Annotated in this window: 26 protein-coding genes; 21 read left to right on the forward strand and 5 right to left on the reverse strand. The window is 42.1% G+C overall.

The window, feature by feature from the left end; translation table 11 throughout:
* The first annotated feature begins 71 nt into the window (after positions 1-71).
* The 3 genes from mbcS to rarD all read left to right on the forward strand — a co-directional run bounded on the left by mbcS (position 72) and on the right by rarD (position 4,410).
* Positions 72-1,661 (forward strand): acyl-CoA synthetase MbcS, encoded by a 1,590-nt coding sequence (gene mbcS, locus ACTHRG_RS09240; RefSeq protein WP_440231043.1) that lies wholly within the window; start codon positions 72-74, stop codon positions 1,659-1,661.
* A 91-nt stretch (positions 1,662-1,752) separates the two neighbouring features.
* Positions 1,753-3,348: an amidohydrolase gene (locus tag ACTHRG_RS09245; RefSeq protein WP_440231044.1), complete on the forward strand. Its 1,596-nt coding sequence runs from the start codon at positions 1,753-1,755 to the stop codon at positions 3,346-3,348.
* Between the two features lie 129 nt (positions 3,349-3,477).
* A complete protein-coding gene (gene rarD / locus ACTHRG_RS09250) occupies positions 3,478-4,410 on the forward strand; it encodes an EamA family transporter RarD (protein WP_440231045.1) in 933 nt (310 codons plus the stop codon).
* Positions 4,411-4,448: 38 nt separating this feature from the next.
* Here the strand turns inward: rarD and ACTHRG_RS09255 are convergent, their stop codons facing one another.
* Positions 4,449-5,249 (reverse strand): NAD kinase, encoded by an 801-nt coding sequence (locus ACTHRG_RS09255; RefSeq protein ID WP_076260770.1) that lies wholly within the window; start codon positions 5,247-5,249, stop codon positions 4,449-4,451.
* A gap of 214 nt (positions 5,250-5,463) precedes the next feature.
* On the opposite strand from ACTHRG_RS09255, the gene sppA reads away from it, so the two are divergent.
* From sppA to ACTHRG_RS09300, 9 genes are all read left to right on the forward strand, one after another.
* The gene (gene sppA / locus ACTHRG_RS09260) at positions 5,464-6,474 is read left to right on the forward strand and encodes a signal peptide peptidase SppA (RefSeq protein ID WP_440231046.1); all 1,011 of its coding nucleotides are present in this window, start codon (positions 5,464-5,466) and stop codon (positions 6,472-6,474) included.
* Between the two features lie 15 nt (positions 6,475-6,489).
* Complete coding sequence (locus tag ACTHRG_RS09265) at positions 6,490-7,074, forward strand: RDD family protein (RefSeq protein WP_076260765.1); 585 nt, start codon at positions 6,490-6,492, stop codon at positions 7,072-7,074.
* Positions 7,075-7,161: 87 nt separating this feature from the next.
* Positions 7,162-7,857, forward strand: coding sequence for a DUF2953 domain-containing protein (locus ACTHRG_RS09270; RefSeq protein ID WP_076260763.1), 696 nt, complete (start codon positions 7,162-7,164; stop codon positions 7,855-7,857).
* A 17-nt stretch (positions 7,858-7,874) separates the two neighbouring features.
* Entirely contained in the window at positions 7,875-8,339 is a 465-nt protein-coding gene (ytfJ, locus tag ACTHRG_RS09275; RefSeq protein ID WP_076260761.1) for a GerW family sporulation protein, read from the forward strand.
* Between the two features lie 111 nt (positions 8,340-8,450).
* Positions 8,451-8,951, forward strand: coding sequence for a thiol peroxidase (gene tpx / locus ACTHRG_RS09280; RefSeq protein ID WP_076260759.1), 501 nt, complete (start codon positions 8,451-8,453; stop codon positions 8,949-8,951).
* 128 nt (positions 8,952-9,079) lie between these two features.
* Positions 9,080-10,063 (forward strand): class I SAM-dependent methyltransferase, encoded by a 984-nt coding sequence (locus tag ACTHRG_RS09285; RefSeq protein ID WP_440231047.1) that lies wholly within the window; start codon positions 9,080-9,082, stop codon positions 10,061-10,063.
* A 289-nt stretch (positions 10,064-10,352) separates the two neighbouring features.
* The gene (locus ACTHRG_RS09290; protein WP_061792491.1) at positions 10,353-11,540 is read left to right on the forward strand and encodes an acetate kinase; all 1,188 of its coding nucleotides are present in this window, start codon (positions 10,353-10,355) and stop codon (positions 11,538-11,540) included.
* A gap of 141 nt (positions 11,541-11,681) precedes the next feature.
* Positions 11,682-12,521 carry an EcsC family protein gene (locus ACTHRG_RS09295; protein ID WP_076260750.1) on the forward strand — a complete coding sequence of 280 codons (840 nt, stop codon included), beginning with the start codon at positions 11,682-11,684 and terminating at the stop codon, positions 12,519-12,521.
* Between the two features lie 42 nt (positions 12,522-12,563).
* The gene (locus ACTHRG_RS09300; RefSeq protein ID WP_440231048.1) at positions 12,564-13,076 is read left to right on the forward strand and encodes a MogA/MoaB family molybdenum cofactor biosynthesis protein; all 513 of its coding nucleotides are present in this window, start codon (positions 12,564-12,566) and stop codon (positions 13,074-13,076) included.
* A 36-nt stretch (positions 13,077-13,112) separates the two neighbouring features.
* On the opposite strand, the gene ACTHRG_RS09305 is transcribed toward ACTHRG_RS09300, so the two are convergent.
* Complete coding sequence (locus ACTHRG_RS09305; protein WP_440231050.1) at positions 13,113-13,427, reverse strand: hypothetical protein; 315 nt, start codon at positions 13,425-13,427, stop codon at positions 13,113-13,115.
* A 240-nt stretch (positions 13,428-13,667) separates the two neighbouring features.
* Here ACTHRG_RS09305 and pbp4b point away from each other — a divergent pair, with 240 nt between their 5' ends.
* The 3 genes from pbp4b to argH all read left to right on the forward strand — a co-directional run bounded on the left by pbp4b (position 13,668) and on the right by argH (position 17,851).
* Positions 13,668-15,056 carry a penicillin binding protein PBP4B gene (gene pbp4b, locus ACTHRG_RS09310; protein WP_440231051.1) on the forward strand — a complete coding sequence of 463 codons (1,389 nt, stop codon included), beginning with the start codon at positions 13,668-13,670 and terminating at the stop codon, positions 15,054-15,056.
* A gap of 192 nt (positions 15,057-15,248) precedes the next feature.
* The gene (locus tag ACTHRG_RS09315) at positions 15,249-16,457 is read left to right on the forward strand and encodes an argininosuccinate synthase (protein WP_440231052.1); all 1,209 of its coding nucleotides are present in this window, start codon (positions 15,249-15,251) and stop codon (positions 16,455-16,457) included.
* Entirely contained in the window at positions 16,454-17,851 is a 1,398-nt protein-coding gene (gene argH, locus ACTHRG_RS09320) for an argininosuccinate lyase (RefSeq protein ID WP_440231053.1), read from the forward strand. Before ACTHRG_RS09315 ends, argH begins: the two co-directional genes overlap by 4 nt.
* Before the next feature lie 36 nt (positions 17,852-17,887).
* Here argH and ACTHRG_RS09325 read toward each other — a convergent pair whose 3' ends face one another.
* The gene (locus ACTHRG_RS09325) at positions 17,888-18,340 is read right to left on the reverse strand and encodes a universal stress protein (RefSeq protein ID WP_076260737.1); all 453 of its coding nucleotides are present in this window, start codon (positions 18,338-18,340) and stop codon (positions 17,888-17,890) included.
* A 111-nt stretch (positions 18,341-18,451) separates the two neighbouring features.
* Here ACTHRG_RS09325 and ACTHRG_RS09330 point away from each other — a divergent pair, with 111 nt between their 5' ends.
* Together ACTHRG_RS09330 and ald are read left to right on the forward strand one after the other, a co-directional pair.
* On the forward strand, positions 18,452-18,619 hold the full coding sequence (locus ACTHRG_RS09330; RefSeq protein WP_175609141.1) for a hypothetical protein: 168 nt from the start codon (positions 18,452-18,454) through the stop codon (positions 18,617-18,619).
* A gap of 144 nt (positions 18,620-18,763) precedes the next feature.
* Positions 18,764-19,885 (forward strand): alanine dehydrogenase, encoded by a 1,122-nt coding sequence (gene ald / locus ACTHRG_RS09335; RefSeq protein ID WP_440231055.1) that lies wholly within the window; start codon positions 18,764-18,766, stop codon positions 19,883-19,885.
* Between the two features lie 108 nt (positions 19,886-19,993).
* On the opposite strand, the gene ACTHRG_RS09340 is transcribed toward ald, so the two are convergent.
* Entirely contained in the window at positions 19,994-21,091 is a 1,098-nt protein-coding gene (locus tag ACTHRG_RS09340; RefSeq protein ID WP_440231056.1) for a M24 family metallopeptidase, read from the reverse strand.
* Positions 21,092-21,652: 561 nt separating this feature from the next.
* Here ACTHRG_RS09340 and ACTHRG_RS09345 point away from each other — a divergent pair.
* The 3 genes from ACTHRG_RS09345 to ACTHRG_RS09355 all read left to right on the forward strand — a co-directional run bounded on the left by ACTHRG_RS09345 (position 21,653) and on the right by ACTHRG_RS09355 (position 24,089).
* On the forward strand, positions 21,653-22,333 hold the full coding sequence (locus ACTHRG_RS09345) for a metal-dependent hydrolase (protein WP_335690848.1): 681 nt from the start codon (positions 21,653-21,655) through the stop codon (positions 22,331-22,333).
* A 105-nt stretch (positions 22,334-22,438) separates the two neighbouring features.
* On the forward strand, positions 22,439-22,687 hold the full coding sequence (locus ACTHRG_RS09350; protein ID WP_048008355.1) for a hypothetical protein: 249 nt from the start codon (positions 22,439-22,441) through the stop codon (positions 22,685-22,687).
* 82 nt (positions 22,688-22,769) lie between these two features.
* Positions 22,770-24,089: a CBS domain-containing protein gene (locus tag ACTHRG_RS09355; protein ID WP_076260721.1), complete on the forward strand. Its 1,320-nt coding sequence runs from the start codon at positions 22,770-22,772 to the stop codon at positions 24,087-24,089.
* A gap of 72 nt (positions 24,090-24,161) precedes the next feature.
* Here the strand turns inward: ACTHRG_RS09355 and ACTHRG_RS09360 are convergent, their stop codons facing one another.
* The gene (locus ACTHRG_RS09360; protein ID WP_440231058.1) at positions 24,162-24,467 is read right to left on the reverse strand and encodes a YtpI family protein; all 306 of its coding nucleotides are present in this window, start codon (positions 24,465-24,467) and stop codon (positions 24,162-24,164) included.
* A 138-nt stretch (positions 24,468-24,605) separates the two neighbouring features.
* Between ACTHRG_RS09360 and ACTHRG_RS09365 the strand changes: the two genes are divergently transcribed.
* The gene (locus ACTHRG_RS09365; RefSeq protein WP_440231059.1) at positions 24,606-25,544 is read left to right on the forward strand and encodes a DHH family phosphoesterase; all 939 of its coding nucleotides are present in this window, start codon (positions 24,606-24,608) and stop codon (positions 25,542-25,544) included.
* The last annotated feature ends 19 nt before the right edge of the window (positions 25,545-25,563 follow it).

The following is a 25,563-nucleotide window of genomic DNA, read 5'->3' on the forward strand; positions in this document are numbered from 1 at the left end:
AGTATAATAATTCTATAGAACAAGCATCCAAGTTCTAGCAACAGCAAAAGAAATGGTCAGGGGGAGATTTGATGAAACGGGAAGACTTAATCGCACCGGAAAAGTACAACCTCGTAACAGAAATGGAGCGGTTTGCCGGGGATAAGGACAACCTTGCACTTAAGTGGGAAAATGAGCATGGAGAAAAGAAAGAGATTACATACAGTGACCTGATTCACAATGCGAACAGAATTGGAAACGTTTTCTTAGAAAATGGTTTGAATAAAGGGGATGTTATTCTTATCATTGTTCCAAGACTGATTGAAGCGTATCAGGTTTACATTGCATCACTAAAAGCGGGAATTGTTGTTATACCAAGTTCCGAAATGCTTCGTTCGAAAGATCTGCGATACCGCATTAATCATGGCGATGTTAAAGCGATCGTAAGTTATTATCCATATGTTGACCAATTTAAAGATATTAAGGAAGCAGAAGCCCTGCCGAAATTTGTGATAGGCGGGAACGCAGATGGATGGATCGGTCTGGACGAGGAAATGAAACAGGCTTCGCCGGAACTATCATTGGCTGATACCTCCAGGGATGACATGGCATTCCTTTCCTATACATCAGGAACAACAGGAAATCCTAAAGGTGTCGTACATACACATGGCTGGGCATTTGCTCACCTAAAAACAGCAGCACCTAACTGGTTATGCATTAACGAAGGTGATACAGTATGGGCAACGGCAGGTCCCGGCTGGCAAAAGTGGATTTGGAGCCCGTTCCTTTCCGTTCTGGGTTCTGGTGCCACGGGAGTTGTCTACAATGGAAAGTTTGAGCCGAAAAAATATTTGCAGCTATTAGAGGATTACCAGGTCAATGTTCTTTGCTGCACACCGACTGAATACAGGCTGATGGCAAAGGCTGACAATATTCATGAATACAAGCTGCCGGCCCTTCATAGTGCTGTTTCGGCGGGTGAACCGCTTAACCGGGAAGTAATTGATACATTTAAGAAGCATTTTAACGTGAATGTCCGTGATGGGTATGGACAGACTGAAAATACCCTGCTTGTCGGCATTACAAAGGAAATGGAGCTAAAGGCAGGCTCAATGGGCAAACCGACTCCAGGCAACAGAGTCGAAATAATAAATGAAGACGGTGAAGTATGTGCTGTGGGTGAGACAGGAGATATCGCTGTCCATGTAGAAACTCCTGCACTCTTTAAAAATTATTATAAAGACCCGGAAAGAACTGCTATGCAATTCCGAGGTGATTACTATATTACCGGAGATAAGGCAAAGAAGGATGAAGATGGCTATTTCTGGTTTGAAGGCCGCGGTGATGATATTATTATCAGCTCAGGCTATACGATTGGACCATTTGAGGTGGAAGACGCACTCGTAAAGCACCCATATGTAGCCGAATGTGCAGTTGTAGGAAGTCCTGATGAAGTTCGCGGATTGATCGTTAAAGCATTTGTTGTTTTAAGGGAGGGTGTCGATCAAAATAATCCTAACCTTGTTTCAGAGCTCCAGGAGCATGTAAAAGAGCTGACAGCTCCTTATAAATATCCTCGGAAAATTGAATTTTTATCTGAGCTGCCAAAAACGACTTCAGGAAAAATAATGCGTGTGGAATTGCGGAAGAAAGAAGCGGAAACTGCTTCAGCTCAAAACTGAATGCTTTGAAAAATACAGGCGGAATTCCGCTTGTATTTTTGTTATACTATGGTAAATGTGAACTTTTACTTATTAAAGGAGAAAAGATTATATGGGAACGCTATGGCACGGGGGGCCAATATATACCCTTCAACAGGAAGGCCATCAGATAGAGGCCGTTTTTACAGAAGGCAGCCAAATTATTGAAATTGGCTCCCTGGAAGATTTAAGGGATAAGTATAAAGGAGAGATTCAAAAGGAGATTGATCTGCAGGGAAGCACCATGCTTCCGGGATTTGTGGATAGCCATATGCATCTCATCGGGCATGGCGAAAGGCTGATAAGACTCGACTTATCTGAGCACACGTCAAAGCAGGAAGTACTTCTGGCTGTTAAGCAATTTTCAGAGACAATAGAGGAGGGAGAATGGGTCATTGGGGAAGGCTGGAATGAAAATTTATGGGATCAGCCGGAGCCTATATATGCTTCAGAACTGGACCAATATGTTCCCAATCACCCTGTTATGCTGAAACGTGTGTGCAGACATGCTCTTGCAGTCAATTCTCTTGGATTATCTAAAGCAAATATTACTGAAGATACTGAATGTCCTCCAGGAGGAGTAATTGAAAAAGATGAACTGGGAAAACTCAATGGACTTTTGAAGGATCAGGCCCAGGAGCTTTTATACAATGTGATGCCAGCTGTCTCAGAAGGCTATTTAAGGAAGGCGCTTCATGCTGCCATTAATGACGCCTATAAGCTTGGATTGACAGGAGGGCATACGGAGGATCTCAATTATTATGGAGGGTTCACCCAGACCTATCAGGCTTTCAGGCAGGTAATTGAGGAGGAAGGTCTTTCTTTCCGGGCACATCTGCTGGTTCATCATGAAGTTGCTGATGAAATGAAGGAATCAGGCGGAGGATTTTTAGCGGGAAGTAAACATATAGAGTTTGGTGCTATGAAGATATTTGCCGATGGGGCTTTAGGGGGAAGGACGGCTTTGTTAAGCCATCCCTATGCAGATGATCCGTCCACTTCGGGAGTTGCTATTTTTTCACAGGAGCAGCTCGATGCCTTAGTGGAGAAAGCCCGCAACCATGAAATGCCGGTTGCCATCCATACGATTGGAGATTTGGCATTTGAAATGGCATTAAATGCAATAGAAAAGCATCCGTTGGAAGGTCTGGGGCGAGACAGACTGATTCATGCTCAAATATTGCGCAAGGACCTTATTGAAAGGGCTAAAAAGCTGCCTTTAATCCTTGATATCCAGCCGAGATTTACAGCCTCCGACTTTCCTTGGGTGATCGACCGTATTGGTGAAGAAAATATGGAGTATTGCTACGCATGGAAGACACTGCTGAAAGAAGGAGTACATTGTGCAGGAGGCTCTGACGCACCGATTGAGCCGGCCAATCCATTTCTTGGTATTCATGCAGCTGTTACGAGAACAAACATAGATGATCCGCATAACACAGTCTATTATCCAAGTGAGGCATTATCTGTGTATGAAGCAGTATGTTTATTCACAAAGGGCAGTGCATATGCTGCTTCCCATGAAAATGATAGAGGCGTCATACAAGAAGGGTATCTGGCAGATTTCACTATTTTAAATGAAGATATTTTTAAAATGCCAATAGGGCAAATTGCAGCCGTTACCGTTAACAAAACTGTTATTGATGGAAAAATAGTATACGAAAAATAAATGAAAATGTCAGGTGCCTATCCAATAGGTGCCTGACATTCTTTTTGGCAGGAAAAAATGATTGCAAACATTTTTCTGGCAGCCTTATAATATAAATATTTCGATACTGGAAAGAATTGAGGAAATGAAATGAAAAATAATGAAGTGCAAATGGGAGCTTTATACGCAGGGTTTGCTTACTTTTTATGGGGCATTTTGCCCGTATATTGGAAGTTAGTGGACCACGTGCAGGCAGATGAAATTTTGGCTAACCGGATTTTTTGGTCATTCTTCTTTATGCTGATTATTTTGCTGGTCTCAAAAAAGTGGAGTGCTTTCTCTGCAACACTTAAAGGGTTTAAAACTAACAAGAAGCAGCTTTTCGCCCTTGTGATTGCTTCCATTCTGATCAGCACAAACTGGTTTTTATATATTTGGGCGGTCAATACCGATCAGATGATTGAGGCCAGTCTCGGCTATTATATTAATCCTCTTGTAAGTGTGATTCTGGGCATGCTGGTTTTTAAAGAGAAACTGTCACCTGCGCAATATGTATCTTTTGGATTTGCGTTTGCCGGAGTTATGATTTTGACTGTCAGCTATGGGCGTTTCCCCTGGATAGCCATTGTTCTTGCATTATCCTTTGGCCTTTACGGGCTGGCCAAAAAGCTTATAAAAGTAGATTCGGCTGTTGGCTTAACGCTGGAAACATTAGTAGTGACTCCGATCGCATTTATTTATATGGTGATGCTTTTTATGAATGATAAGCAGGCTTTTCTGCATGTTTCGCTAAGCACCGATTTGCTTCTTATTGGGGCAGGTGCAGCCACAGCAGTGCCTCTCTTGTACTTTGCCAAAGGAGCTCAGAAGATACCGATGTCCATGCTTGGCTTTCTGCAGTATATTGCGCCGACAATTACGCTGATTCTGGGAATTTTCGTTTATCATGAGCACTTTACAAAACTTCACATGCTTTCCTTTATGTTTATCTGGCTGGCTTTAACGATTTACTCTGTTTCGAGGACAAAGCTTTTTGCCCATCGGGAAACAAAATTAAAGCGCGGAAAAGGTATTGGTATTTAGAAAAAAGAGTTTCGCACGAACATGCGAAACTCTTTTTTTTATAAAAATGTCCTCTTCACTTTTTCCCAGAAGGAATTGTCTTTCAGTTTTACGGTTTTAATGATTTTGCTGCTCAGTTTTATATCAATTTTTTCAACATGCTGAATGCTAAGGGCTTCATTGTCCATTCCCATTGTAGGATGGTCATTGCCATCTTGAACGACTTTGAGGGTCAGCTTGCGGTCTCCGCTCAGGATAAAGGAGGATCCCAGTGTACGATAGCGGTTGTTATTCAGTGAAGCTAGTTCGCTCACCTGCATGCATGGCAGCAGCGGGTCAACAACTGCTCCATTTACTGACTTATTATAAGCTGTGCTTCCGGTTGGAGTGGCAACAATCATTCCGTCCCCGCGGAAAGTTTCAAAATGGAAATCATCGATAAAGACATCGATTACAAATGTTTTAATTATGGCAGAGCGGATGCTGAATTCATTTAAGCACTGAAAGGATGTCTGGTCATCAACTGTAACATCAATAGTGGGATAGCGTCTTACCTCTACTTGTTCATTTGTCATTGCCTCCACCATCTTGTCTGTATCATCAAGATGGAAATCACAGTACAGGCTAAGGCTTCCGGTCGTCGAAATTCCGGCATACAAACAGTCATCTCTATAGCCGGTTTTCCGGACAGCCTGCAAAAACGTACCGTCTCCCCCTATACTTACAATGATATTGGCTTTTTTGAAGTCATTGACGATTGTAAAGGCATGCTCCTCTGCCAGGCTGTATAGAGGAGCTACTTTTTCCATCGTTTCTTCATCTTTTTTGTGATAGAAGTATATATTGCGTCTTTCAGGCATATTCATTCCTCCAAGCAGTAAGAAAGTCTTTCCCAAATAATTCAAATTTTGCTATGATTATGGTTGTTGAATTCAGTTTACCTTTTTTTGAAACATTTTTAAAGTTTTATACGTATGAAGAATATGTGACAAATAGGTTTTCTGGGAATCATAATCAGTCTAACAAGGCGGCTGATTATGTTAGGAGAGGGCATTTTAAAAGGAGGATTTCTTAATGAATGGAAAACGTTGGGCTGCACTGGGAATAGCAGCAGGTTTGTTTGTATTTTCCGTTGTGCTGAATTTTGTGACTGCATTTGCATTTACAGATCTTGAAAGCTCGGTAAATGAACTGTTTGCAGGAGGCAATGAAGCATTTTTGGAAGAAGTTATTGAAGAGGGAAATGCACAGAAAAAGATTGCTGTGCTGGACGTGAATGGAGTGATCCAGGATACTGGTGATGCAGCCTCTTTATTTGCAAGTCCGGGATATAATCACAAAGCATTTATGGATAATCTTGACTATGTAAAAGAAGACAGTACAGTAAAGGCGATAGTCATTAAGGTTAATTCCCCAGGCGGAGGGGTAGTGGAAAGCGCCGAAATACATGATAAGATTATTGAAATCCAAGAAGAAGCAAAGAAGCCGGTATACATATCAATGGGATCAATGGCTGCATCAGGAGGCTATTATATTTCTGCTCCAGCTGACAAGATTTTTGCCAGCCCCGAGACATTGACCGGTTCTCTGGGTGTTATCATGCAGGGCTATAATTATGCGGGGCTTGCTGAAAAATATGGTGTCGAGTTCGTTACGATTAAGAGCGGTCCATATAAAGATATTATGAGCCCTACCAGGGAGATGACGGATGAGGAAAGAAAAATTCTTCAATCCATGATTAATAATTCCTATGAGGGATTTGTTAAAGTTATTTCGGAAGGCCGAGGATTAACTGAGGCACAGGTGAAGGAAATTGCGGACGGCCGAATTTATGACGGGCGGCAGGCGAAAGAACTGAATCTGATTGATGGTTTTGGCTATGACGATGATGTTATTGAACAATTAAAGAAAGATCATAAATTAAATGGTGCGCAGGTAGTAAAGTATACTGAGAATTTCGGGTTCGGCTCCATGTTCAGCATGGGAGCACGAAAAATCATGGGTGATGACCTGGAAATGGCAGGCGTAATGAAGTTGTTATCACAGCCAAACTCACCGCGTTTAATGTATCTTTATGCTGAATAGGAAGGGGGAGAAAAGATGACTTCAAATGATCCGAATGAAAGAGAGCTTGCCCATTCTGAGTTAAAGCAGGATGAAGGCGGGATCGAGTCAGCCTTTGATGAAGCAGATCCTGCTCGTAAGGAAACGGTCATACAGACAGAAACCCTCCCTATTCAAAAAGCTTCGGCACCCATCAGGTTTGCTGGTTTCTGGATGAGATTTTGGGCGTATCTTTTAGATTTGGCTGTGGTTGGCAGTGTAGACCGGATATTGATCAATCCAATTTTTAGAGCATTGGATATTCCTTTGCATGAAAGCAGTTTGTTTGCACCGATTTCCATAGCAACTGCCATTACGTTTTACGCTTATTTTGTGCTGATGACAAAGTTTTTTGGACAGACGCTCGGGAAAATGGTATTTGGTTTAAGAGTAGTAGATCTTAAAGGAGAAAAGCTGACATGGGGCACAATTTTGTTCCGTGAATGGATCGGCCGTTTTATATCAGTGAGCATTTTTATCGGCTATGTCATTGTAGCTTTCCTGCCGAAGAAACAGGGATTGCATGATCTTTTTGCAGACACTTCAGTGGTTCACGAAAGGCAAAATGAACAAGTCATTTAATGGAGAGATGGAAGCCTGTCACCGCCTGGTGGCAGGTTTATTTTTATTTAGTTGGGCATAATACAAAGCTGAAAGGGTGTGAAAAAAGTGAAGTGGCTCCTGATTGCCGTAATTGCCCTCATACTTCTTTTAATACTAGTTATGATAACAAAACTAAAGATATATTTTCATTTTTATCATGGAAATGATAATGATCATTTAAAAATCCAAGTGAAAGCCTGGTTCGGGCTGATCAGATACAAAATAGAAGTCCCGCTGATAAAAGTGGATGATGACTCGCCAACCATTGTCGTAAAGGAAAAGACAGCAGCAGGGCCACATGAGAATACAACTGGCAAAGATACTAAGCAATTCTCCGCGACTGATTTAATGAATAGTTTGCATGACACGAAAGCTATGATTAATCATATCGTTTCTCTCCACAAAATAATTAGGAAATTTCTAAAGCGTGTAACCATCCGGAATCTGGAATGGCATACTTTTGCAGGTCTTGGGGATGCAGCTCACACAGGGATGATCACCGGGGCTCTCTGGGCGATAAAAGGGAGCATTCTTGGATTAATAAGTCATTATATGAAACTGAAAACGCCTCCCGTTATCACTGTTACTCCCCATTTTCAATTTTCCGTTTCACAAACAGCCATTTCATGTATGATTCATTTTCGGGTCGGGCATGCTATGTTAGCAGGAATTAAACTGATCAAATATTGGAAAGGCGGACGGCCGGATTTCAGAACTAAGCCGCTTTCTGCCTTATCTGATGATGGTACTAAAACTGTCTAATAGAGGAGGAGCAATGAATGTCTGACCATCCTATTCAAGGGCTTATGACAACTGCCATGGAAAACCTGAAAGAGATGATTGACGTTAACACGATAATTGGGGATCCAGTAGAAACCCCTGATGGCAGTGTAATTTTAACCGTTTCAAAGGTTGGGTTTGGCTTTGCCGCTGGAGGAAGCGAATTTATGCTTGATGGACAATCAGGCGAGGAAAAGGGCCACCCGTTTGGCGGCGGCAGTGGAGGCGGTGTCTCCATCACGCCAATCGCTTTTTTGATTGTCAATTCCCACGGGGTGAAAATGGTTCATCTTGATGAAAGCACTCATTTATATGAGAAAATTTTGGATCTTGCCCCGCAGGCAGTCGATAAAATTCAGCAGATGTTTAATAAAAAAGACAGCGGGTCCGGCAGCCATCAAGGCCAGAATCAGCACGAAAACAGTGATGAGTACAACGGACCTAAGCAGGATCTTGATCTCTAAGAGAAGAAGGAAGTTAACTTTTTTCTTGGAATGTATCCTTAATAATTGCAAAAAAGATTCTGAAAAGATATGATTTACACTGTACATAAGTGATTAAGGGGGACGATTTAAATGGCATCTATTACGTTCAAAGGAAATCCAGTAACATTGCTTGGCAATGAAGTAAAAGCAGGAGATAAAGCTCCTGAATTCAAGGTTCTGGCAAATGACCTTTCTGAAGTTACACTTGCTGATTCAAAAGGGCAAGTACGTCTAATCAGCGTAGTTCCTTCTATCGACACTGGTGTTTGTGATGCACAGACACGCCGTTTCAACGAAGAAGCTTCCAAGCTTGATAATGTTAAAATTCTTACTGTAAGCGTAGATCTTCCGTTTGCTCAAAAGCGCTGGTGTGCAGCAGCAGGAATTGAAAATGTTCAAACTGTTTCCGATCACCGCGACCTGTCTTTCGGAGAAGCTTATGGGGTAGCCATTCAGGAACTTCGTCTACTGGCTCGTGCCGTTTTTGTAGTCGATTCGAACGACACTGTGACATATGCGGAATATGTCAGTGAAGCAACGGATCATCCAAACTATGAAGCAGCAGTGGAAGCTGCTAAACAAGCGAAATAATATAGAAAATTGGAAGCTCCGGATCCGTTCCGGGGCTTTAATTTTTTTTTGTTCCTCAGCACGAAACTTGTGAATGAACCAAAAGCCCGTTAAAATAGGAAAAAGAATAAGGACGGGAGGAATATGCTGTGAAAATAACTCCGGTTGAGGATTTATTTACGATTTTAAACGAAACGGCTGTAATTATGCAGGAAGAACTGCATTGTACATACTTAGAAGCTCTTGCTGAAACAGGAGAGAATTTATTTCATGAAAGTATTCTTCAGGATGGGCTCAGTGAATTAACAGTTAAAAGGCTCAGGAAGAGTTATGAATCCATTGACTTAAGCAGCTGCACAAAAGAAGAAATCAGAAAATCCTTTCAGCTTGCTATATTAAAAGGCATGAAAGAAAATGTGCAGCCTAATCATCAAATGACTCCTGACGCAGTCGGAATGCTGATGGGGTATCTTGTGGAAAAGTTCATTCAGGATAAAAGCTACCGCCTGCTTGATCCTGCGGTAGGAACAGGAAATTTATTGACCACTGTTATGAATCACCAAAGCGGTAAAGTGATTGAGGCAACAGGGATTGAAATTGATGACTTATTGATTAAGCTTGCTTATATCAATGCCAATTTACAGGAGCACCCCATTCAATTCTTCAATCAGGATAGTCTTGAACCGCTGTTTATCGAATCTGCTGATGCTGCAGTAAGTGATCTGCCTGTCGGGTATTATCCGAATGATGTCCGTTCGGCCGAGTATAAGCTAAAATCAGATGAGGGGCATTCCTATTCTCATCACTTATTTATTGAGCAGAGTATGAATCATGTGAGATCTGGCGGCTATTTATTTTTTATCATTCCTAATGGGATGTTCGAAAGTGATCAGGCTCCAAAGCTTCATGAGTTCATCAAGGAAAATGCCTACATTCAGGGATTGATACAGCTGCCGCTCACTATGTTCAAAAATGAAAAAGCAGCCAAAAGCATATTCATCCTTCAGAAGAAAGGGGAAGGAGTCACTCCCCCTAAGCAGGCGCTCCTGGTCAACTTGCCAAGCTTGTCCAAAACAGCAGAAGCAGAAAAAATCCTCAAGAAAATTGATGTCTGGTTTAAAGAAAACAAATAAGGATAAACGAAAAAGAAGCTGTGCATTTGCCGGCTTCTTTTTAAATGAATAAATATAAGGAAGTATCAGAAAATATTTAATTTAACATGTAAACGATGTCATTGCAAGGTGATTCTTGAAATGTTTGGCATACAGTGTTTAAATGGAAAATTGAGAGATATTAATTGTGGCCGATGCACAAAATAAAGTTGTATGACTTTATATCGCCGTATCACACATTATTATATAAAAGTATGAGTTTAAAGTGACAGATCAGTCCCTTTGAACATTCTAAAGGAGCGGTAGCTTTATGGCAAAAATCATTGCAATTAACGCCGGAAGTTCTTCATTAAAATTTCAATTATTTGACATGCCGAGTGAAGAAGTTATTACTAAAGGTTTAATCGAGCGTATTGGGCTGGATAACGCAGTCTTCAATATTTCTGTAAACGGTGAAAAAATCAAGGAAGTAACAGATATTCCAGATCATGCAGTAGCAGTTAAAATTCTTCTGGACAAATTAACAAATCTGGGGATCATTAAATCGCTTGATGAAATCGAGGGCATTGGCCATCGTGTTGTTCACGGCGGCGAAGCTTTCAATGATTCAGTTGTTATTACGGATGAAGTGCTTGCAAAAATAGATGAACTATCTGAGCTTGCACCTCTTCACAACCCGGCTAACATTACAGGAATAAAGGCGTTCCAGCAGGTTCTTCCAAATGTCCCTGCAGTGGCAGTATTCGATACTGCGTTCCATCAGACGATGCCTGAAAGCTCTTTCCTATATAGCTTGCCATATGAGTATTATGAAAAATATGGCATTCGCAAGTATGGCTTCCATGGAACTTCACATAAATATGTTTCAGAGCGTGCAGCAGAAATGCTTGGCCGTCCGCTTGACCAGCTTCGCCTCATCTCCTGTCACTTAGGAAATGGAGCAAGCATTACAGCTATTGAAGGCGGAAAATCAATCGATACATCAATGGGATTCACTCCATTAGCGGGTGTTACAATGGGTACGCGATCAGGTAATCTGGACCCTGCTCTTATACCATTCATTATGGAAAAGACAGGCTTGAATGCAGATGAAGTTCTTGACGTTCTTAATAAAAAGAGCGGTATGCTAGGTGTTTCCGGCTTCTCGAGTGATCTTCGCGACATTGAAATTCAAGCTGTCGAAGGAAATGAAAGAGCAGAATTGGCTCTTGAAGTATTTGCAAATAGAATCCATAAATATATCGGATCTTATGCTTCCCGCATGTATGGCGTAGATGCTATCATTTTTACAGCCGGAATCGGTGAAAACAGTGATGTCATCCGTGAACGTGTTCTTCAGGGACTGGAATTCATGGGCGTATACTGGGATCCAGCATTAAACAAAGTGCGCGGTGAAGAAGCATTCATCAACTACCCTCATTCACCAGTTAAAGTCATGATTATCCCGACAAATGAGGAAGTTATGATTGCACGTGATGTTGTGAGATTAGCTAAATAAGACTCATAGTAAGGCAAGGGCTTAATAGCTCTTGTCTTTTTTATTGTATCGGGAATATGGCACAATCAGGCTGAAGGAGAATTCCCCATCCAACTTATGCTATACTGAGTCCAAGAAAAAATGTTTTTGGGAGGAATTGCGGTGCCATTGAACGAACGGGAAGAAAGCGTTTTGGCAGGTATTCAGGAGTGGGAAAACAAGCTGTTGAGTTATGAGCCCAATGATTTGGAAATGGTTTATGATAAGTCATTAGAGGGGTCTTTTTCACTGTTGCCAGAAGAAGTTCAGCAACAATTTTTTTCGGCAATGGATAGCTGGCTGTTTCATCTTCATGCGCTTATTCAAGGTTCACAGCTTCAAATGGATGCGAAAGAGCGAATTTTGACGGCAGGGCGTGTATTTCATTCTGATATCGAGACGATCGAAGATCTAAAACAATTAAATATCGACCAGCTTCAATACATAGCTCATCAGCAAATTGCCCGGCATCGTCTTTATTCTTTTGCACAGGGCGGCATTTCCGGGTCAGGCAGCTCTCTCATGCTGGGGGCAGATATTCCTGCAATGGCAGTTATTAATCTTCGTGCCGTACAGCTGATTGCCATGACCTATGGTTTTGAGGTTAATACTCCATTCGAAATGATGAGCTCTCTTAAGGTTTTTCACGCAGCCACACTGCCGCCTCGCATGCAGGGCAGTGCTTGGGAAGAATTAATGAACGAGCTGAAGAATCAGGAAGAATTCTACTTTTATGAAGGAAAAGAAGAGTTGACTGATATCACCTGGATTGAGCAGCCAATGAAGCAGCTTTTTAAAGGAATGGCTATTTTCTTTTTCCGAAGAAAATCGATTCAGGGAATTCCTTTCATCAGCATGGCTATTGGAGCAGGGGCCAATTACCAGCTGACAAGAAAAGTAACTGAATTTGCCCATAAATATTATCAGATGAGATATCTGCATAGAAAGAATGATCAGCAGTGAACTCAAGGATAAATAGGATCTTTAAGTAAAGGTGGTGCCAAAATGAGTACATTAGAGCATAAAAAAGAAGCGCCAAAAGAAGTAAGATGCAAAGTGATCACCGTGAGTGATACGAGAGATGAAGAAACGGATAAAAGCGGAAAGCTGATGATTCAGCTGCTTGAAGAGGCAGGGCATATTATTGTTGATTATGAAATCGTCAAGGATGAAAAAACTCTCATTCGACAGGCCGTATTAAAAGGCTGCGAAAACCCCGGGGTTGACGCTGTACTTACGAATGGAGGCACAGGTATAGCCCTCCGGGACGTAACGATCGAGACGGTTAGAGAATTATTTGATAAAGAAATTGACGGATTCGGTGAATTGTTCAGGATGCTGAGCTACACTGAAGATATCGGGTCTGCGGCCATACTTTCACGGGCTGCTGCAGGCACCGTGCAAAATAAAGCAGTTTTCTCAACACCGGGATCATCCGGGGCAGTCCGCCTTGCGATGAATAAGCTGGTTTTGCCTGAACTCGGGCATATCGTCAGGGAACTAAGAAAAGATTTATAAAAGGCAAAAAACCTTTCCGCCGCGGAAAGGTTTTTCTTATGAATGCATTTTTCCTGTAATATCCTGATTCGTTCGATACCATAGCCACAGATCATTTATGACGGATGCAAGTTCTGAAATTTCACTGTTGAGTCTGCATGATCTTTCAAAATTCCCCTCATCTGACAGCTCAGCCTGTTTCCTGTTGATATCCTCTTCAAGCTCGGCAATGCGGTCAGGAATCCGGCCTCTTATTTTTTCCCATTGAAACAGAATCATCTGCTGTGTTTTTGGTGAATATTCATCCCACTCCCGGTCAAAGTTGGGAATGTCAATTCCAAGCCGGCTATTATGTGAAAAATGCTCCTCCATTATAAATCCCCCAAACGATAATCTTGCTTTTATTTTACTATAAAGATGTTTGCGGTGCATGAATGTTTTAGTATTCAATCATTTTCTGCAGATACTACTATGGAACTAATATGAAGATAAATGAACTTGGTTCACAAGAACTGATTTAATAGAAAGGCTAAGGTATTGGTTTACAGCTTTAATATATATCGATAGTATATTGACTATTGAGAATATTAAAATAAATAAATGGGGGAGAATATGAAAAGATTTATAGCGCATTTAACAGTTTTAGTCCTGGTGCTGGGTTTGCTTTTGCCTTACCCCGCTGCAGCCATGGGAGAAGAGCTGGGCAGAACAGGAAACAGCCCAGTAGAGCAAGTATTTAAACATAAAAAAGCTTTAGAATATCCAACCTTGTCAAAAGCAAAGCGGCCCGAGGATGCAGGCTTTTCTTCCAAAAAGCTCAAAGAGGTTGATAAGCTGATTGAGGAGGAAATCAAAAATGGTTTTCCAGGAGCTGCTTTAGTCGTTATTAAAGATGGCAAGATTGTTAAAAATTCTGCATATGGTTCAGCCAAAGTCTTTGATGAATCTGATCCTTTAAATCACCCGCAGAAAATGAAAACAAAAACCATGTTTGATTTAGCATCAAATACGAAAATGTATGCCGTTAATTTTTCACTGCAGCATCTTGTCAGTGAAGGAAAGATCAATCTTGAAGAAAAAATTCAGCATTATTTTCCTGAATTTAAAGATTCAGCGGACGATGAGATAAAAGGGAAAGGTGAACTCCGGATCATCGACTTGCTTCATCATACAGCCGGATTTCCTTCAAGCGTCCATTATCATAATCCTGAAAGAGCGGGAGAATTGTATTCCCAGGAACGCAGTAAAACGCTTTCCATGATTTTAAAAACTCCCCTTCAGTATGAACCTGGCACCAAACAGGTTTACAGTGATATTGACTATATGCTGCTGGGATTTATTATTGAAAAAATTACTGGAGAGCAGCTTGACCGTTATACTGAGAACCATATTTATAAGCCTTTAGGGTTAAAGAAAACTTTATTTAATCCTCTCCGCAAGGGATTTAAAGAAAAGGATTTCGCTGCAACTGAACTGCACGGCAACACCAGGGATGGCGTCATTTCCTTTCCGAATATCAGGACTTATACTCTCCAGGGAGAGGTTCATGATGAGAAGTCCTTTTATTCAATGGATGGAATATCAGGGCATGCAGGTCTTTTTTCCACGACTTCAGATCTTGCTGTACTGATGCAGGTGATGCTTAATAATGGGGGCTATGGAAATATAAAGGTATTTGATAAAAAAACAATTGATAAATTTGTAAAACCTTATGATATGAATCCTACATATGGGTTAGGATGGCGTTTGAACGGAGATCCAAGTATGGAGTGGATGTTCAGCGAATATGCCGGGAAAGAAGTATTTGGACATACCGGCTGGACAGGAACAGTAACGGTTATAGACAGAGAAAATAATTTAGCAATCGCTCTCCTGACAAATAAAAAACATTCTCCTGTCATCGATCCATTAAAAGATCCGCACAAATTTCAAGGAGACACATACAGTATCAGTCAATATGGAAGTGTAATATCAGCGGTTTATGAAGCATTAAAACATTAACCTATACTGCAGGCAAAAGCTAAATACAGGGCTTTTGCCTTTTTTTAATGAAAAAATTGTATTTATTTTTATACATTTTTACGAATAAGTATTGATTTTTAAATAAAAGGTTGTTAAAGTAAGAGAATAATAAATGAATAAAAACATAATTTAAATGTATATTTATACGTATATTCTAAGGAGGAAATATAAATGTCACAAAATAAAGTTGTTCTTGCATACTCAGGCGGTCTGGATACATCAGTTGCGGTTAAATGGCTGCAGGATCAAGGTTATGCTGTTGTTGCCTGCTGCCTTGACGTTGGGGAAGGAAAAGATCTGAACTTTATCCAGAAAAAAGCTTTAACTGTTGGAGCAGTCCAATCTTATGTGATTGATGCAAAAGAGGAATTTGCTAATGAATATGCATTAATTGCGCTTCAGGCACATGCTTTATATGAAAACAAGTATCCATTGATTTCTGCACTTTCACGCCCGCTGATCGCCAAAAAGCTTGTTGAAGTAGCAGAAAAAGAAGGTGCAGTAGCAGTCGCGCATGGATGTACCGGCAAAGGAAATGACCAGGTTCGTTTTGAAGTGGCAATTCAGGCTCTTAACCCTGATCTTCAAGTATTAGCTCCGGTTCGTGAATGGAGCTGGTCACGTGAGGAAGAAATTGAATATGCAAAACAAAATAATATACCTATCCCAATTAACCTGGATTCTCCATACAGCATTGATCAAAACTTATGGGGAAGAAGCAATGAGTGTGGTGTACTGGAAGATCCATGGGCTGCTCCTCCGGAAGATGCATACGATCTTACCGTTTCTCTTGAAAAAGCTCCTGATACACCTGATACGGTTGAAATCGGTTTTGAAAAGGGTGTGCCAGTCAGCTTGAATGGTAATAGCATGAAGCTTTCCGAACTTATTGCCGACCTGAATGAGCTCGCAGGCAAGCATGGGGTTGGGCGTATCGACCATGTGGAAAATCGCCTTGTCGGCATCAAATCCCGTGAAGTATACGAGTGCCCGGGTGCGATGACACTTCTGAAAGCTCATAAAGAGCTTGAGGACTTAACAATGGTTAAAGAAATGGCCCACTTTAAACCGGTTATTGAGAAAAAAGTGGCTGAACTTATATATGAAGGATTGTGGTTCTCTCAGCTTAACAATGCGTTATCGGCTTTCCTGAAAGAAACACAAACATTTGTAACAGGAATAGTCAGAGTAAAGCTCTTTAAAGGCCATGCAATTGTTGAAGGGAGAAAATCTCCTTATTCCCTGTACGACGAAAAGTTAGCAACATATACTTCAGATGATGAATTTGACCATAATGCGGCAGTTGGCTTTATTAAGCTATGGGGGCTGCCGACAAAAGTGCAGAGCATTGTTCAAAACAGCAAGAAGGTGACAGTGTGAAAAAACTATGGGGAGGCAGATTCACAAAATCTGCTGAAGAATGGGTAGATGAATTCGGAGCATCGATTTCGTTTGACCAGGAATTGGTTATGGAAGATATCGAAGGAAGCATGGCCCACGTTTCCATGCTTTCTAAAACAGGAATTATTACTGAGAAAGAAGCAGAAAAAATCAAAACAGGCCTTCATCAGCTAAAACAGAAGGCTGCGAAGGATGAACTGGATTACTCAGTAAAGCTTGAAGATATTCATTTAAATCTAGAGAGTCATTTGACTGAACTGACGGGACCTGTCGGCGGCAAACTCCATACAGCAAGAAGCCGAAATGACCAGGTGGCAACAGACATGCATTTATATCTCCGCAAGCAGGTGGAGCAAATTGTTGAATTGATTCAGGAAATGCAGGAGGAGTTAATCATCCAGGCTGAAAAGAATGTGGAAACCATCATGCCGGGCTATACTCATTTGCAGCGGGCACAGCCGATCTCTTTCGGCCACCATCTGATGGCTTATTTCTGGATGCTTGAGAGGGACAAAGAGCGCTTTGCTGAAAGTCTAAAGAGAATTAACGTATCACCTCTTGGAGCTGGGGCGCTGGCTGGCACAACTTTCCCGATTGACCGTGAGTATACGGCTGAGCTTCTCGGGTTTGAAGGCATTTATGAGAACAGCCTGGATGCTGTCAGCGACAGAGACTTTATTTTGGAGTTCCTGTCTTCAAGCTCCATCCTGATGATGCATCTGTCGCGTTTAAGTGAAGAATTCATCCTTTGGTCAAGCCAGGAATTTCAATTCATTGAACTCGATGACAGCTTTGCAACAGGCTCAAGCATCATGCCGCAGAAGAAGAACCCCGACATGGCGGAGCTCATACGCGGTAAAACAGGACGTGTCTACGGAAACCTCATGGGTCTCCTGACAGTATTGAAAGGTCTGCCTCTTGCCTATAACAAAGATATGCAGGAAGATAAGGAAGGGATGTTTGATACTGTAAAGACAATCACAGGATCACTTAAAATCTTTGCCGGGATGATCCGCACCATGAAGGTTAAAACCGGGCAGATGGAAAAAGCGACTAAAAATGACTTTTCCAATGCTACTGAACTGGCGGATTATCTGTCTGATAAAGGCATTCCATTCAGAGAAGCACATGAGATTGTCGGGAAACTGGTGCTTGTCTGTGTACAAAAGGGATGCTTCCTTGGAGATTTGCCGCTTGATGATTTTAAGAGTGCCCATCCATTGTTCGAAGAAGATATTTATGAAGTGCTGGATCCATATACAGCTGTCAAAAGAAGAAATAGTGCAGGCGGAACAGGATTCAAACAAGTAAGTATCGCGATTGAAAAAGCGAAGGAATACGTCGCCGGCACTAAAGAGGTTGCCAATAAATAGTAAAAAATGGCGCTGCATCAGGCAGCGCCATTTTTTCTACTCTTCTTCTTTATCCGTTCTGACTACGAGGACATCACAGCGGGCATAGCGGGTAATATGTTCAGAAACACTGCCGATGATGAAACGTTCAACCGCGTTCATGCCTGTTGCTCCGCAAATGATCAGGTCAACATTGTGCTTTCTGGCAATATCCTTTGGAACCTTCACTTTAGGAGAACCATAGTCAACTTCATATGTTACATTCTCGATGCCTGCATCCATAGCCGTTCTTTTGTATTTTTCCATTAATTCTGTTGCGAAACGGTCAGCCCTTTCAGCTATTGTACGGTCATAGGCTTCAACAGTGGCAAACGTGCGGGTATCAATGATATGCGCCAATATCAGAGAAGCGTTATTGCGCTTGGCAATTTCAATTGCCTTTTTAAAAGCCCATTCTGCTTCAGTTGAACCATCTACAGCGACTAATATGTTTTTATACTTCATGCCCATTTGAATCTCCTCCTTTACCTATATTATACATCTATAAAAACTGAATATCTGTAACAGAAAATCGAACAATAGTAAGGCTGATAAAAATTTTATGAAGAGGAGCAGATGAAGATGGAAAAGAGAGAACCAAAAGCAGAATCCGGATATTTTTTTGATGAGCAGGGTACAAATGAGGTTAGCGCACAAATCATGAATGCTTATAACAGCGGTGTTATTGATCAGCCAAATGCCGAGTTTGACATGGAAGCTCACGAACGGAATGAAGGCAATCTGCAATAAGAAAAGCAAGCTCTCATAAATACATGAGGGCTTTTTATATGCTTGTTTGGGAAGAGAAAAATAGGCGAAGGAATTGTATACTTTTCCCTAAAATAGCCATATAAAGTTAATAGCGGTATCATTAAAAATACGGAGGTATGCAGAATGCGTATCGGAGTTCCAAAGGAAGTAAAAAACAATGAAAACAGGGTTGCCATGACTCCTGCCGGTGTTATGAATCTTATCCAATTTGGCCATGAAGTCTATATAGAAACGGGTGCCGGGATCGGATCGGGCTTTTCTGACAGCGACTATATGAGTGCAGGCGCACATATTGTTCAGTCTGCGGAAGAGGCATGGGCCATGGATATGGTCATGAAGGTAAAGGAGCCGATACAGAGCGAATATGTGTATTTTCGGGAAGGGTTAATTCTCTTTACATATTTGCATTTGGCTGCTGAACCTGATTTGACAAATGCTTTAATAAATAAAAAGGTTGCAGGCATTGCTTATGAAACAGTCCAGCTTCCCAGCCGGACTTTGCCTCTATTGACTCCAATGAGTGAAGTAGCGGGAAGAATGGCAGCTCAGGTAGGCGCACAGTTCCTTGAAAAAATACATGGCGGGAAAGGAATTCTTCTATCGGGGGTCCCGGGTGTACAGCGTGGGAAAGTTACAATAATCGGCGGCGGTGTTGCTGGAACTAATGCGGCAAAGATGGCAATTGGTCTTGGTGCCAAGGTGACTATGATCGATTTGAATCCAGATCGCCTTCGGCAGCTTGATGATATCTTTGGAAGAGAAGTAACAACTTTAATCTCAAATCCTTATAATATCGCTGAAGCTGTTAAGGATTCAGACCTCGTCATTGGAGCTGTACTGATTCCGGGTGCTAAAGCTCCTAAGCTTGTGACGGAGGAAATGATCAAAACGATGAGCCCGGGTTCTGTTATTGTGGATATCGCCATTGATCAGGGAGGGATTTTTGAAACAACTGATCGAATTACTACCCATGACCATCCCACATATGAAAAACATGGCGTCGTTCATTATGCGGTAGCTAATATGCCGGGGGCAGTTCCGAGAACATCAACAATGGCACTGACAAACGTGACGGTTCCCTATGCAGTTCAAATAGCAAATAAAGGCTGCAAACAGGCATGTCTGGATAATGAAGCTTTATTAAAGGGAGTCAATACATTAAATGGCTACGTGACATACAAGGCGGTAGCTGAGGCCCATAGTCTTGACTACTCAGATGCGAGAACACAATTGGAGCAGCAATAGAAAAAGCTGAAGGCGCCCGTTTATTGATGATATTGATCTAATACAGAATTTATATAAAAAATCCGGGGCTGATTAGCCCCGGATTTTCTGTGGAATTTGTTCAACTCTCTATTTAATAATTTGAAGTTCTTTCGGGAATTTGGTCAAAATTTCTACTCCGTCTGCTGTTACAGCAAGGTCATCTTCAATCCTCACTCCGGCAACACCTGGAACATAGATACCCGGTTCGATGGTGAAGACCATACCTTCTTCAAGCAAAAGCGGGTTTGTTTCTGTTAATGAAGGGTACTCATGCACGCTCACACCCAGCCCATGGCCTAATCGATGCGGGAAATAGTCGCCGTATCCGGCTTCTGCTATCAGGTTTCTTGCTGTCAGGTCAATATCTGCGCAAGTGACTCCCGGTTTGCTCGCTTCCACAGCTGCAAGCTGAGCTTTTAAGACTGTATCATAAATTTCTTTCTGTTTATCATTGATATCACCGTAAGCTACAGTTCTTGTAATATCTGAGCAGTAGCCATTCCAGACAACTCCGAGGTCAAACAGGACTAAGTCCCCTTTTTGAATCTTGGTCATTCCTGGTGTGCCATGAGGGGAAGCTCCGTTAGCCCCCGTCAGGACCATGGTAGAAAAGGACATTTCATTAACGCCTTTTTTCTTTAATGCGTACTCTACGGCAGCCAGAACATCCAGTTCTGTTTTTCCTTCCTGGATCTCGGCACAGCCTGTTTCAATCGCAAAATCAGCCAGTGCACATGCTTCGCGGATGATTTCCAATTCTTTTTCATCCTTAACCATACGAAGCTGACGCAGCTTTGCTTCAGCCGAAACGAATGAAGCACCGCTGAACAGGCCGGAAATGGCTTCATAACGCTCCACATTCATATGCTCTTTTTCAATTGCTGTTTTATTTACTGTTCCGATTCTTTTATGTATGGATGTCTGGATAAATTCCCAAGGGTTTTGAATATCGCTGTACCCAATAATTTCATGGCTCCAGCCGGCATTTTTGGCATCTTCTTTTTCCATAGCCGGACATACGAGGAATGGCTCCTCTTCCTGGAAAACAGCCAGTCCAAGCAAGCGTTCATGAGGGTCGCTTAAAAAGCCGCTTAAATAAAACACATTATCCGGTGATGTGACAAAAGTGACTTGTATATCATTTTCCTTCATCCACTGTGACAGTTTCTGCAATCTGTTATTCATTGTGAACCTCCTTATATATTCATACTTTGAGAGTAGCAACTAAAAACGAAAAGCGCAAGCGCCTTGGTCACGATTGAACGCAGACTAAAAGCGCCACGTCCTGTGGCAACGTCTGCATGACCCCCATCCTCCCAAAAGCTGTCGCTTTCGGTCGTGCGATGTTTATGCTGACGAAGCCTTCCTTGTCCTGGGGGCCTCAAGCACAAGACGAGCCTCCCGGAAAGGCGTTCTTTGCCTTTTTGGGAGGGTTGCCCGAAATGTGGAGGCGACTGCCAGGGACTACAAGCATAAGACGAGCCCTGCAAGAAGGTGTTCTTTCCTTCTGGAAGGGATTGGTTTATGTCGCGAGTCCCTAGGAGCCGAAACAAGACAGGCTTGTGACCTCGAGGGGGTAGGCGGCTTGCGCTAGACAGTTATCTAACTTCAGAAATATACCTTTAACCTTAGATATTGTAAACTTTTTAAAGATTGCCAATTCGGGTATATATAAAAAGGAAGCAGGAATAACTTATTTTTCGTTGAAGTAACTTACATAAGTGAAAATAGGAGAGGAGCATCAAATTGAAAGTATCATTTCATGGCCATTCAGTAGTAAAAATCGAATCACAGGGAAAAACCATTTTAATAGACCCCTTTATTACCGGAAATGGTTCGACAGACTTAAAAGCTGAGGATCAGAAGCCGGACGTCATCATTGTTACCCATGGACATGGTGACCATCTCGGGGACACGATTGAGCTGGCAAAACGCAATGATTCTCTTGTCATTGCCAACTTTGAGCTTGCCACCTATCTTGAGTGGCAGGGAGTAAAAGCGCATGGAATGTCGATCGGCGGCGGATATAATTTTGACTTTGGAAGAGTGAAGCTGACACCTGCATTTCATGGGACAGGTCTCGAGACGGAAAACCAGGAAATCATCTACCTGGGAATGCCTGCAGGTGTGCTCATCACATTAGAAGGAAAAACCATTTATCATGCAGGGGATACAGGGCTTTTCTCTGATATGAAGTTAATTGGCGACCGTCATCCGATCGATTTGGCATTTCTGCCGATTGGAGACAATTTTACAATGGGGCCGGATGATGCAGCATATGCAGCAGAACTTCTGGGCGCCAAGAAGGTTGTTCCCATTCACTTCAACACATTTCCGCCAATCAGGCAGGATCCGCATAAATTCATCAGCATGCTCGAAGGTGGAGTCGGGCAGGTTCTCGAAGCAGGGGAATCAATCGAATTGTAATATGAAAACGCAGCTTCTGATGGAGGCTGCGTTTGTTTTTTTATAACTAAATCCCGGCCTGTCCGCATACATTTTAGGGAGGACAGGATAAAGGAGGAAGCGAAAGTGAACAAAAACCGATATTTGCTATGCTTGCTGCTTTGCGGCTTGATGCTTTATTATGCAGCTCCAAGAATGGGCGTATTTAATGGAGGGACGGAAGGGATCTTTGCCATCAGCTGGCTGGCACTTGCTCTTTTTGTCATTGCCGGAAACCTGACTGCATTGCTCTATGCGCCGAAAAAAGCGGCTGTTTCGGGGAAGCAGGTGCGCAAATTGGCAGACAGGAAGCGGGCGCACTCCTTAGGCAGGTAATGAAGATTGCCGGAGTCAATTGTATCAAGGCCTCTTTACCCTTATAATGAAAATAAGGAATAATTTGTAGAGGGTGAAAGTCTTGGCTACTAAGCATGAGCAAATATTACAATATATTGATGAGCTGCCAATTGGAGAAAAGATATCGGTCAGACAGATCGCCAAGGCGCTCGCTGTGAGTGAAGGGACGGCATACAGAGCGATTAAGGATGCTGAAAATAAGGGATATGTCAGTACAATAGAACGTGTTGGTACCATAAGAATCGAGCGGAAAAAGAAAGAGAATATTGAGAAGCTTACTTTTGCAGAAGTTGTTAATATCGTTGACGGCCAGGTGCTCGGTGGAAGAGCAGGGCTTCATAAAACATTGAACAAATTTGTTATTGGGGCGATGAAGCTTGAAGCAATGATGAGATACACAGATGCCGGAAATCTGCTGATCGTCGGAAACCGGACACAGGCACACGAATTAGCTTTGAAGGCTGGCGCTGCTGTACTAATTACCGGGGGATTTGATACCGAAGACCATGTCAAAAAGCTGGCCGACGATTTGCAGATGCCTGTGATCTCAAGCAGTTATGATACCTTCACAGTGGCGACTATGATCAATCGGGCTATTTATGACCAGCTGATTAAAAAAGAGATTGTACTTGTTGAAGATATCCTTACTCCTCTGCAAGAGGCAATTTTCCTGAAAACAACCGATACAATCGCAGATTGGATGACATATAACCGCGAAACCGGCCACAGCCGATTCCCGGTTGTCGATAATAATCTCAAGGTGCAGGGAGTAGTTACTTCCAAGGATATCATGGGACATGACAAGGAAACGCTTATCGAAAAAATCATGACTAAAAACCCAATGACAGTTGGCGGAAAGACGAGCGTTGCTTCTTCCTCGCATATGATGGTGTGGGAAGGAATTGAATTGCTTCCAGTCGTGGATGAAGCGAATAAACTCGAAGGCATTGTAAGCCGACAGGATGTGCTGAAAGCTTTGCAGATGATACAAAGGCAGCCGCAGGTGGGTGAAACAATTGACGATATTGTCACCAGCCAGCTGGTTATGACACGGGGGAAAACAAAAGGGGATGACGTCTATCGCTGCGAGGTTACTCCGCAGATGACGAACCACCTTGGAACGATTTCCTATGGAGTCTTTACAACCATTGTATCGGAAGCGGCAAACAGAGTGTTAAGAAGCTATAAAAAGGGAGATCTCGTAGTTGAAAATATGACTGTCTACTTTATAAAACCTGTTCAGATTGACAGCATGCTTGAAATCAATCCCAAAGTCCTGGAAGTAGGGCGGAAGTTCGGTAAAGTGGATGTTGAAGTTTTTAACGAAGGTGTCCTTGTTGGCAAAGCGATGATGATGTGCCAGCTGATTGATAGACATTAATAGAGAAATGATAAAAAGCCGCTCAAAAATGAACGGCTTTTTTTGCAGGGCCCTTTCTGAAGAGCCGGGTATTTAATTTTTCCTTGCTGCTTCAGCTTCTTTCACAGCATGAGGCGTGTAAAATTTATATGCTTTTATGCCGCCCCATATGCTTAGACCGCCAATAAGAATAAACACAATCGCCACAATGAGAGCAGTTGTTGTGTCGTATAAAAACAGCTGATTAAGGCCAAATATGGAAACAAATGAACCCAGGGCAATTCTGGACTTGGCTGATATCCATTGTCTTTCAGCCGGCTGTCTGCTTCTGAAGAACTTTACTTTGTAGAAAATATAGAAAGAAAAAGAGAGTATAATCAGGATAACAAATATAGGCATTCCATAACCTCCAAGTTTCGACAATCTCTTATTATTCTACCTTCATTATTAAAAAAATGCCATAAGCGTGCAGTGTTTTCTTTTTCTTTTCATGGTGGTATGGTAAAAATATAGTATTCAGAATAAAAGGAGCGCGCCATGAAACAGAAGATATTAGATGAAATAATAAAATATGAAACAATCATTATTCATAGGCATGTCCGTCCGGACCCGGATGCGTATGGTTCACAGGGGGGCCTTGCTGAAATCCTTAAGGCTTCATTTCCGGAGAAAGCGATCTTTACTGTCGGGCAGGAAGAAGAAACACTTCATTATATGAGAAGGCTTGATCAAATATCTGATGATACATATAAAGGTGCGCTGGTCATTGTCTGTGATACAGCAAATGCAGAGCGGATATGTGATGGCAGATATGGAACGGGCAGCAAGCTGATTAAAATTGATCATCACCCTAATATGGATCCGTATGGGGATTTAATGTGGGTGGATACAGATGCAAGCTCTACAAGTGAAATGATTTATGAGTTTTATCTTTTCGGCAAAGAACAGGGACTAAAAATGTCTGATGAGGCGGCCAGGCTTTTATTTGCTGGAATAGTTGGCGACACCGGCCGTTTCCTTTATCCCAGCACAACAGAAAAGACGTTTGCCTTTGCAGGTGAACTGATTCATTATAATTTTTCACGTCCGGAACTGTTTGATAAGATGTACGAGCTGGACGCAAATATTGTTAAACTGAAGGGATATGTGCTGCAGAATTTTGAGATGAGATCCAGCGGGGCTGCTGTAATGATCCTGAAAAAGGAATTGCTCGAAGAATTTAAGGCGGTGCCTTCCAAAGCATCCCTGCTCGTAAGCACTCTTGGCGATGTGAAGGGAATAAAAGCATGGGTTTTCTTTATCGAGGAAAGCGATCAAATCCGTGTACGGTTCCGTTCTAAGGGTCCAATAATCAATGAAATTGCAAGGAAGTATAAAGGCGGAGGACACCCCCTTGCTGCCGGAGCTTCCATTTATTCATGGGATGAGATGGAAACCGTTGTAAGTGACCTTGAGGCTGTCTGCAGAGACAACTGACATATAATGCCCGGCAAAA

The sequence above is a fragment of the Cytobacillus sp. SAFR-174 genome (assembly GCF_051964675.1).
GTDB lineage: Bacteria > Bacillota > Bacilli > Bacillales > Cytobacillaceae > Cytobacillus.

Coding starts and splice junctions, on each gene's coding strand:
- ACTHRG_RS09340 (WP_440231056.1), bottom strand. CDS start 21,091: ATGAATAACAGATTGCAGAAACTGTCACAGTGGATGAAGGAAAATGAT.
- rarD (WP_440231045.1), top strand. CDS start 3,478: ATGAAAAATAATGAAGTGCAAATGGGAGCTTTATACGCAGGGTTTGCT.
- sppA (WP_440231046.1), top strand. CDS start 5,464: ATGAATGGAAAACGTTGGGCTGCACTGGGAATAGCAGCAGGTTTGTTT.
- ACTHRG_RS09330 (WP_175609141.1), top strand. CDS start 18,452: ATGGAAAAGAGAGAACCAAAAGCAGAATCCGGATATTTTTTTGATGAG.
- ACTHRG_RS09265 (WP_076260765.1), top strand. CDS start 6,490: ATGACTTCAAATGATCCGAATGAAAGAGAGCTTGCCCATTCTGAGTTA.
- ACTHRG_RS09290 (WP_061792491.1), top strand. CDS start 10,353: ATGGCAAAAATCATTGCAATTAACGCCGGAAGTTCTTCATTAAAATTT.
- ACTHRG_RS09255 (WP_076260770.1), bottom strand. CDS start 5,249: ATGCCTGAAAGACGCAATATATACTTCTATCACAAAAAAGATGAAGAA.
- ACTHRG_RS09365 (WP_440231059.1), top strand. CDS start 24,606: ATGAAACAGAAGATATTAGATGAAATAATAAAATATGAAACAATCATT.
- pbp4b (WP_440231051.1), top strand. CDS start 13,668: ATGAAAAGATTTATAGCGCATTTAACAGTTTTAGTCCTGGTGCTGGGT.
- ACTHRG_RS09360 (WP_440231058.1), bottom strand. CDS start 24,467: ATGCCTATATTTGTTATCCTGATTATACTCTCTTTTTCTTTCTATATT.
- ald (WP_440231055.1), top strand. CDS start 18,764: ATGCGTATCGGAGTTCCAAAGGAAGTAAAAAACAATGAAAACAGGGTT.
- ACTHRG_RS09300 (WP_440231048.1), top strand. CDS start 12,564: ATGAGTACATTAGAGCATAAAAAAGAAGCGCCAAAAGAAGTAAGATGC.
- ACTHRG_RS09325 (WP_076260737.1), bottom strand. CDS start 18,340: ATGGGCATGAAGTATAAAAACATATTAGTCGCTGTAGATGGTTCAACT.
- ytfJ (WP_076260761.1), top strand. CDS start 7,875: ATGTCTGACCATCCTATTCAAGGGCTTATGACAACTGCCATGGAAAAC.
- ACTHRG_RS09245 (WP_440231044.1), top strand. CDS start 1,753: ATGGGAACGCTATGGCACGGGGGGCCAATATATACCCTTCAACAGGAA.
- tpx (WP_076260759.1), top strand. CDS start 8,451: ATGGCATCTATTACGTTCAAAGGAAATCCAGTAACATTGCTTGGCAAT.
- ACTHRG_RS09305 (WP_440231050.1), bottom strand. CDS start 13,427: ATGGAGGAGCATTTTTCACATAATAGCCGGCTTGGAATTGACATTCCC.
- mbcS (WP_440231043.1), top strand. CDS start 72: ATGAAACGGGAAGACTTAATCGCACCGGAAAAGTACAACCTCGTAACA.
- ACTHRG_RS09315 (WP_440231052.1), top strand. CDS start 15,249: ATGTCACAAAATAAAGTTGTTCTTGCATACTCAGGCGGTCTGGATACA.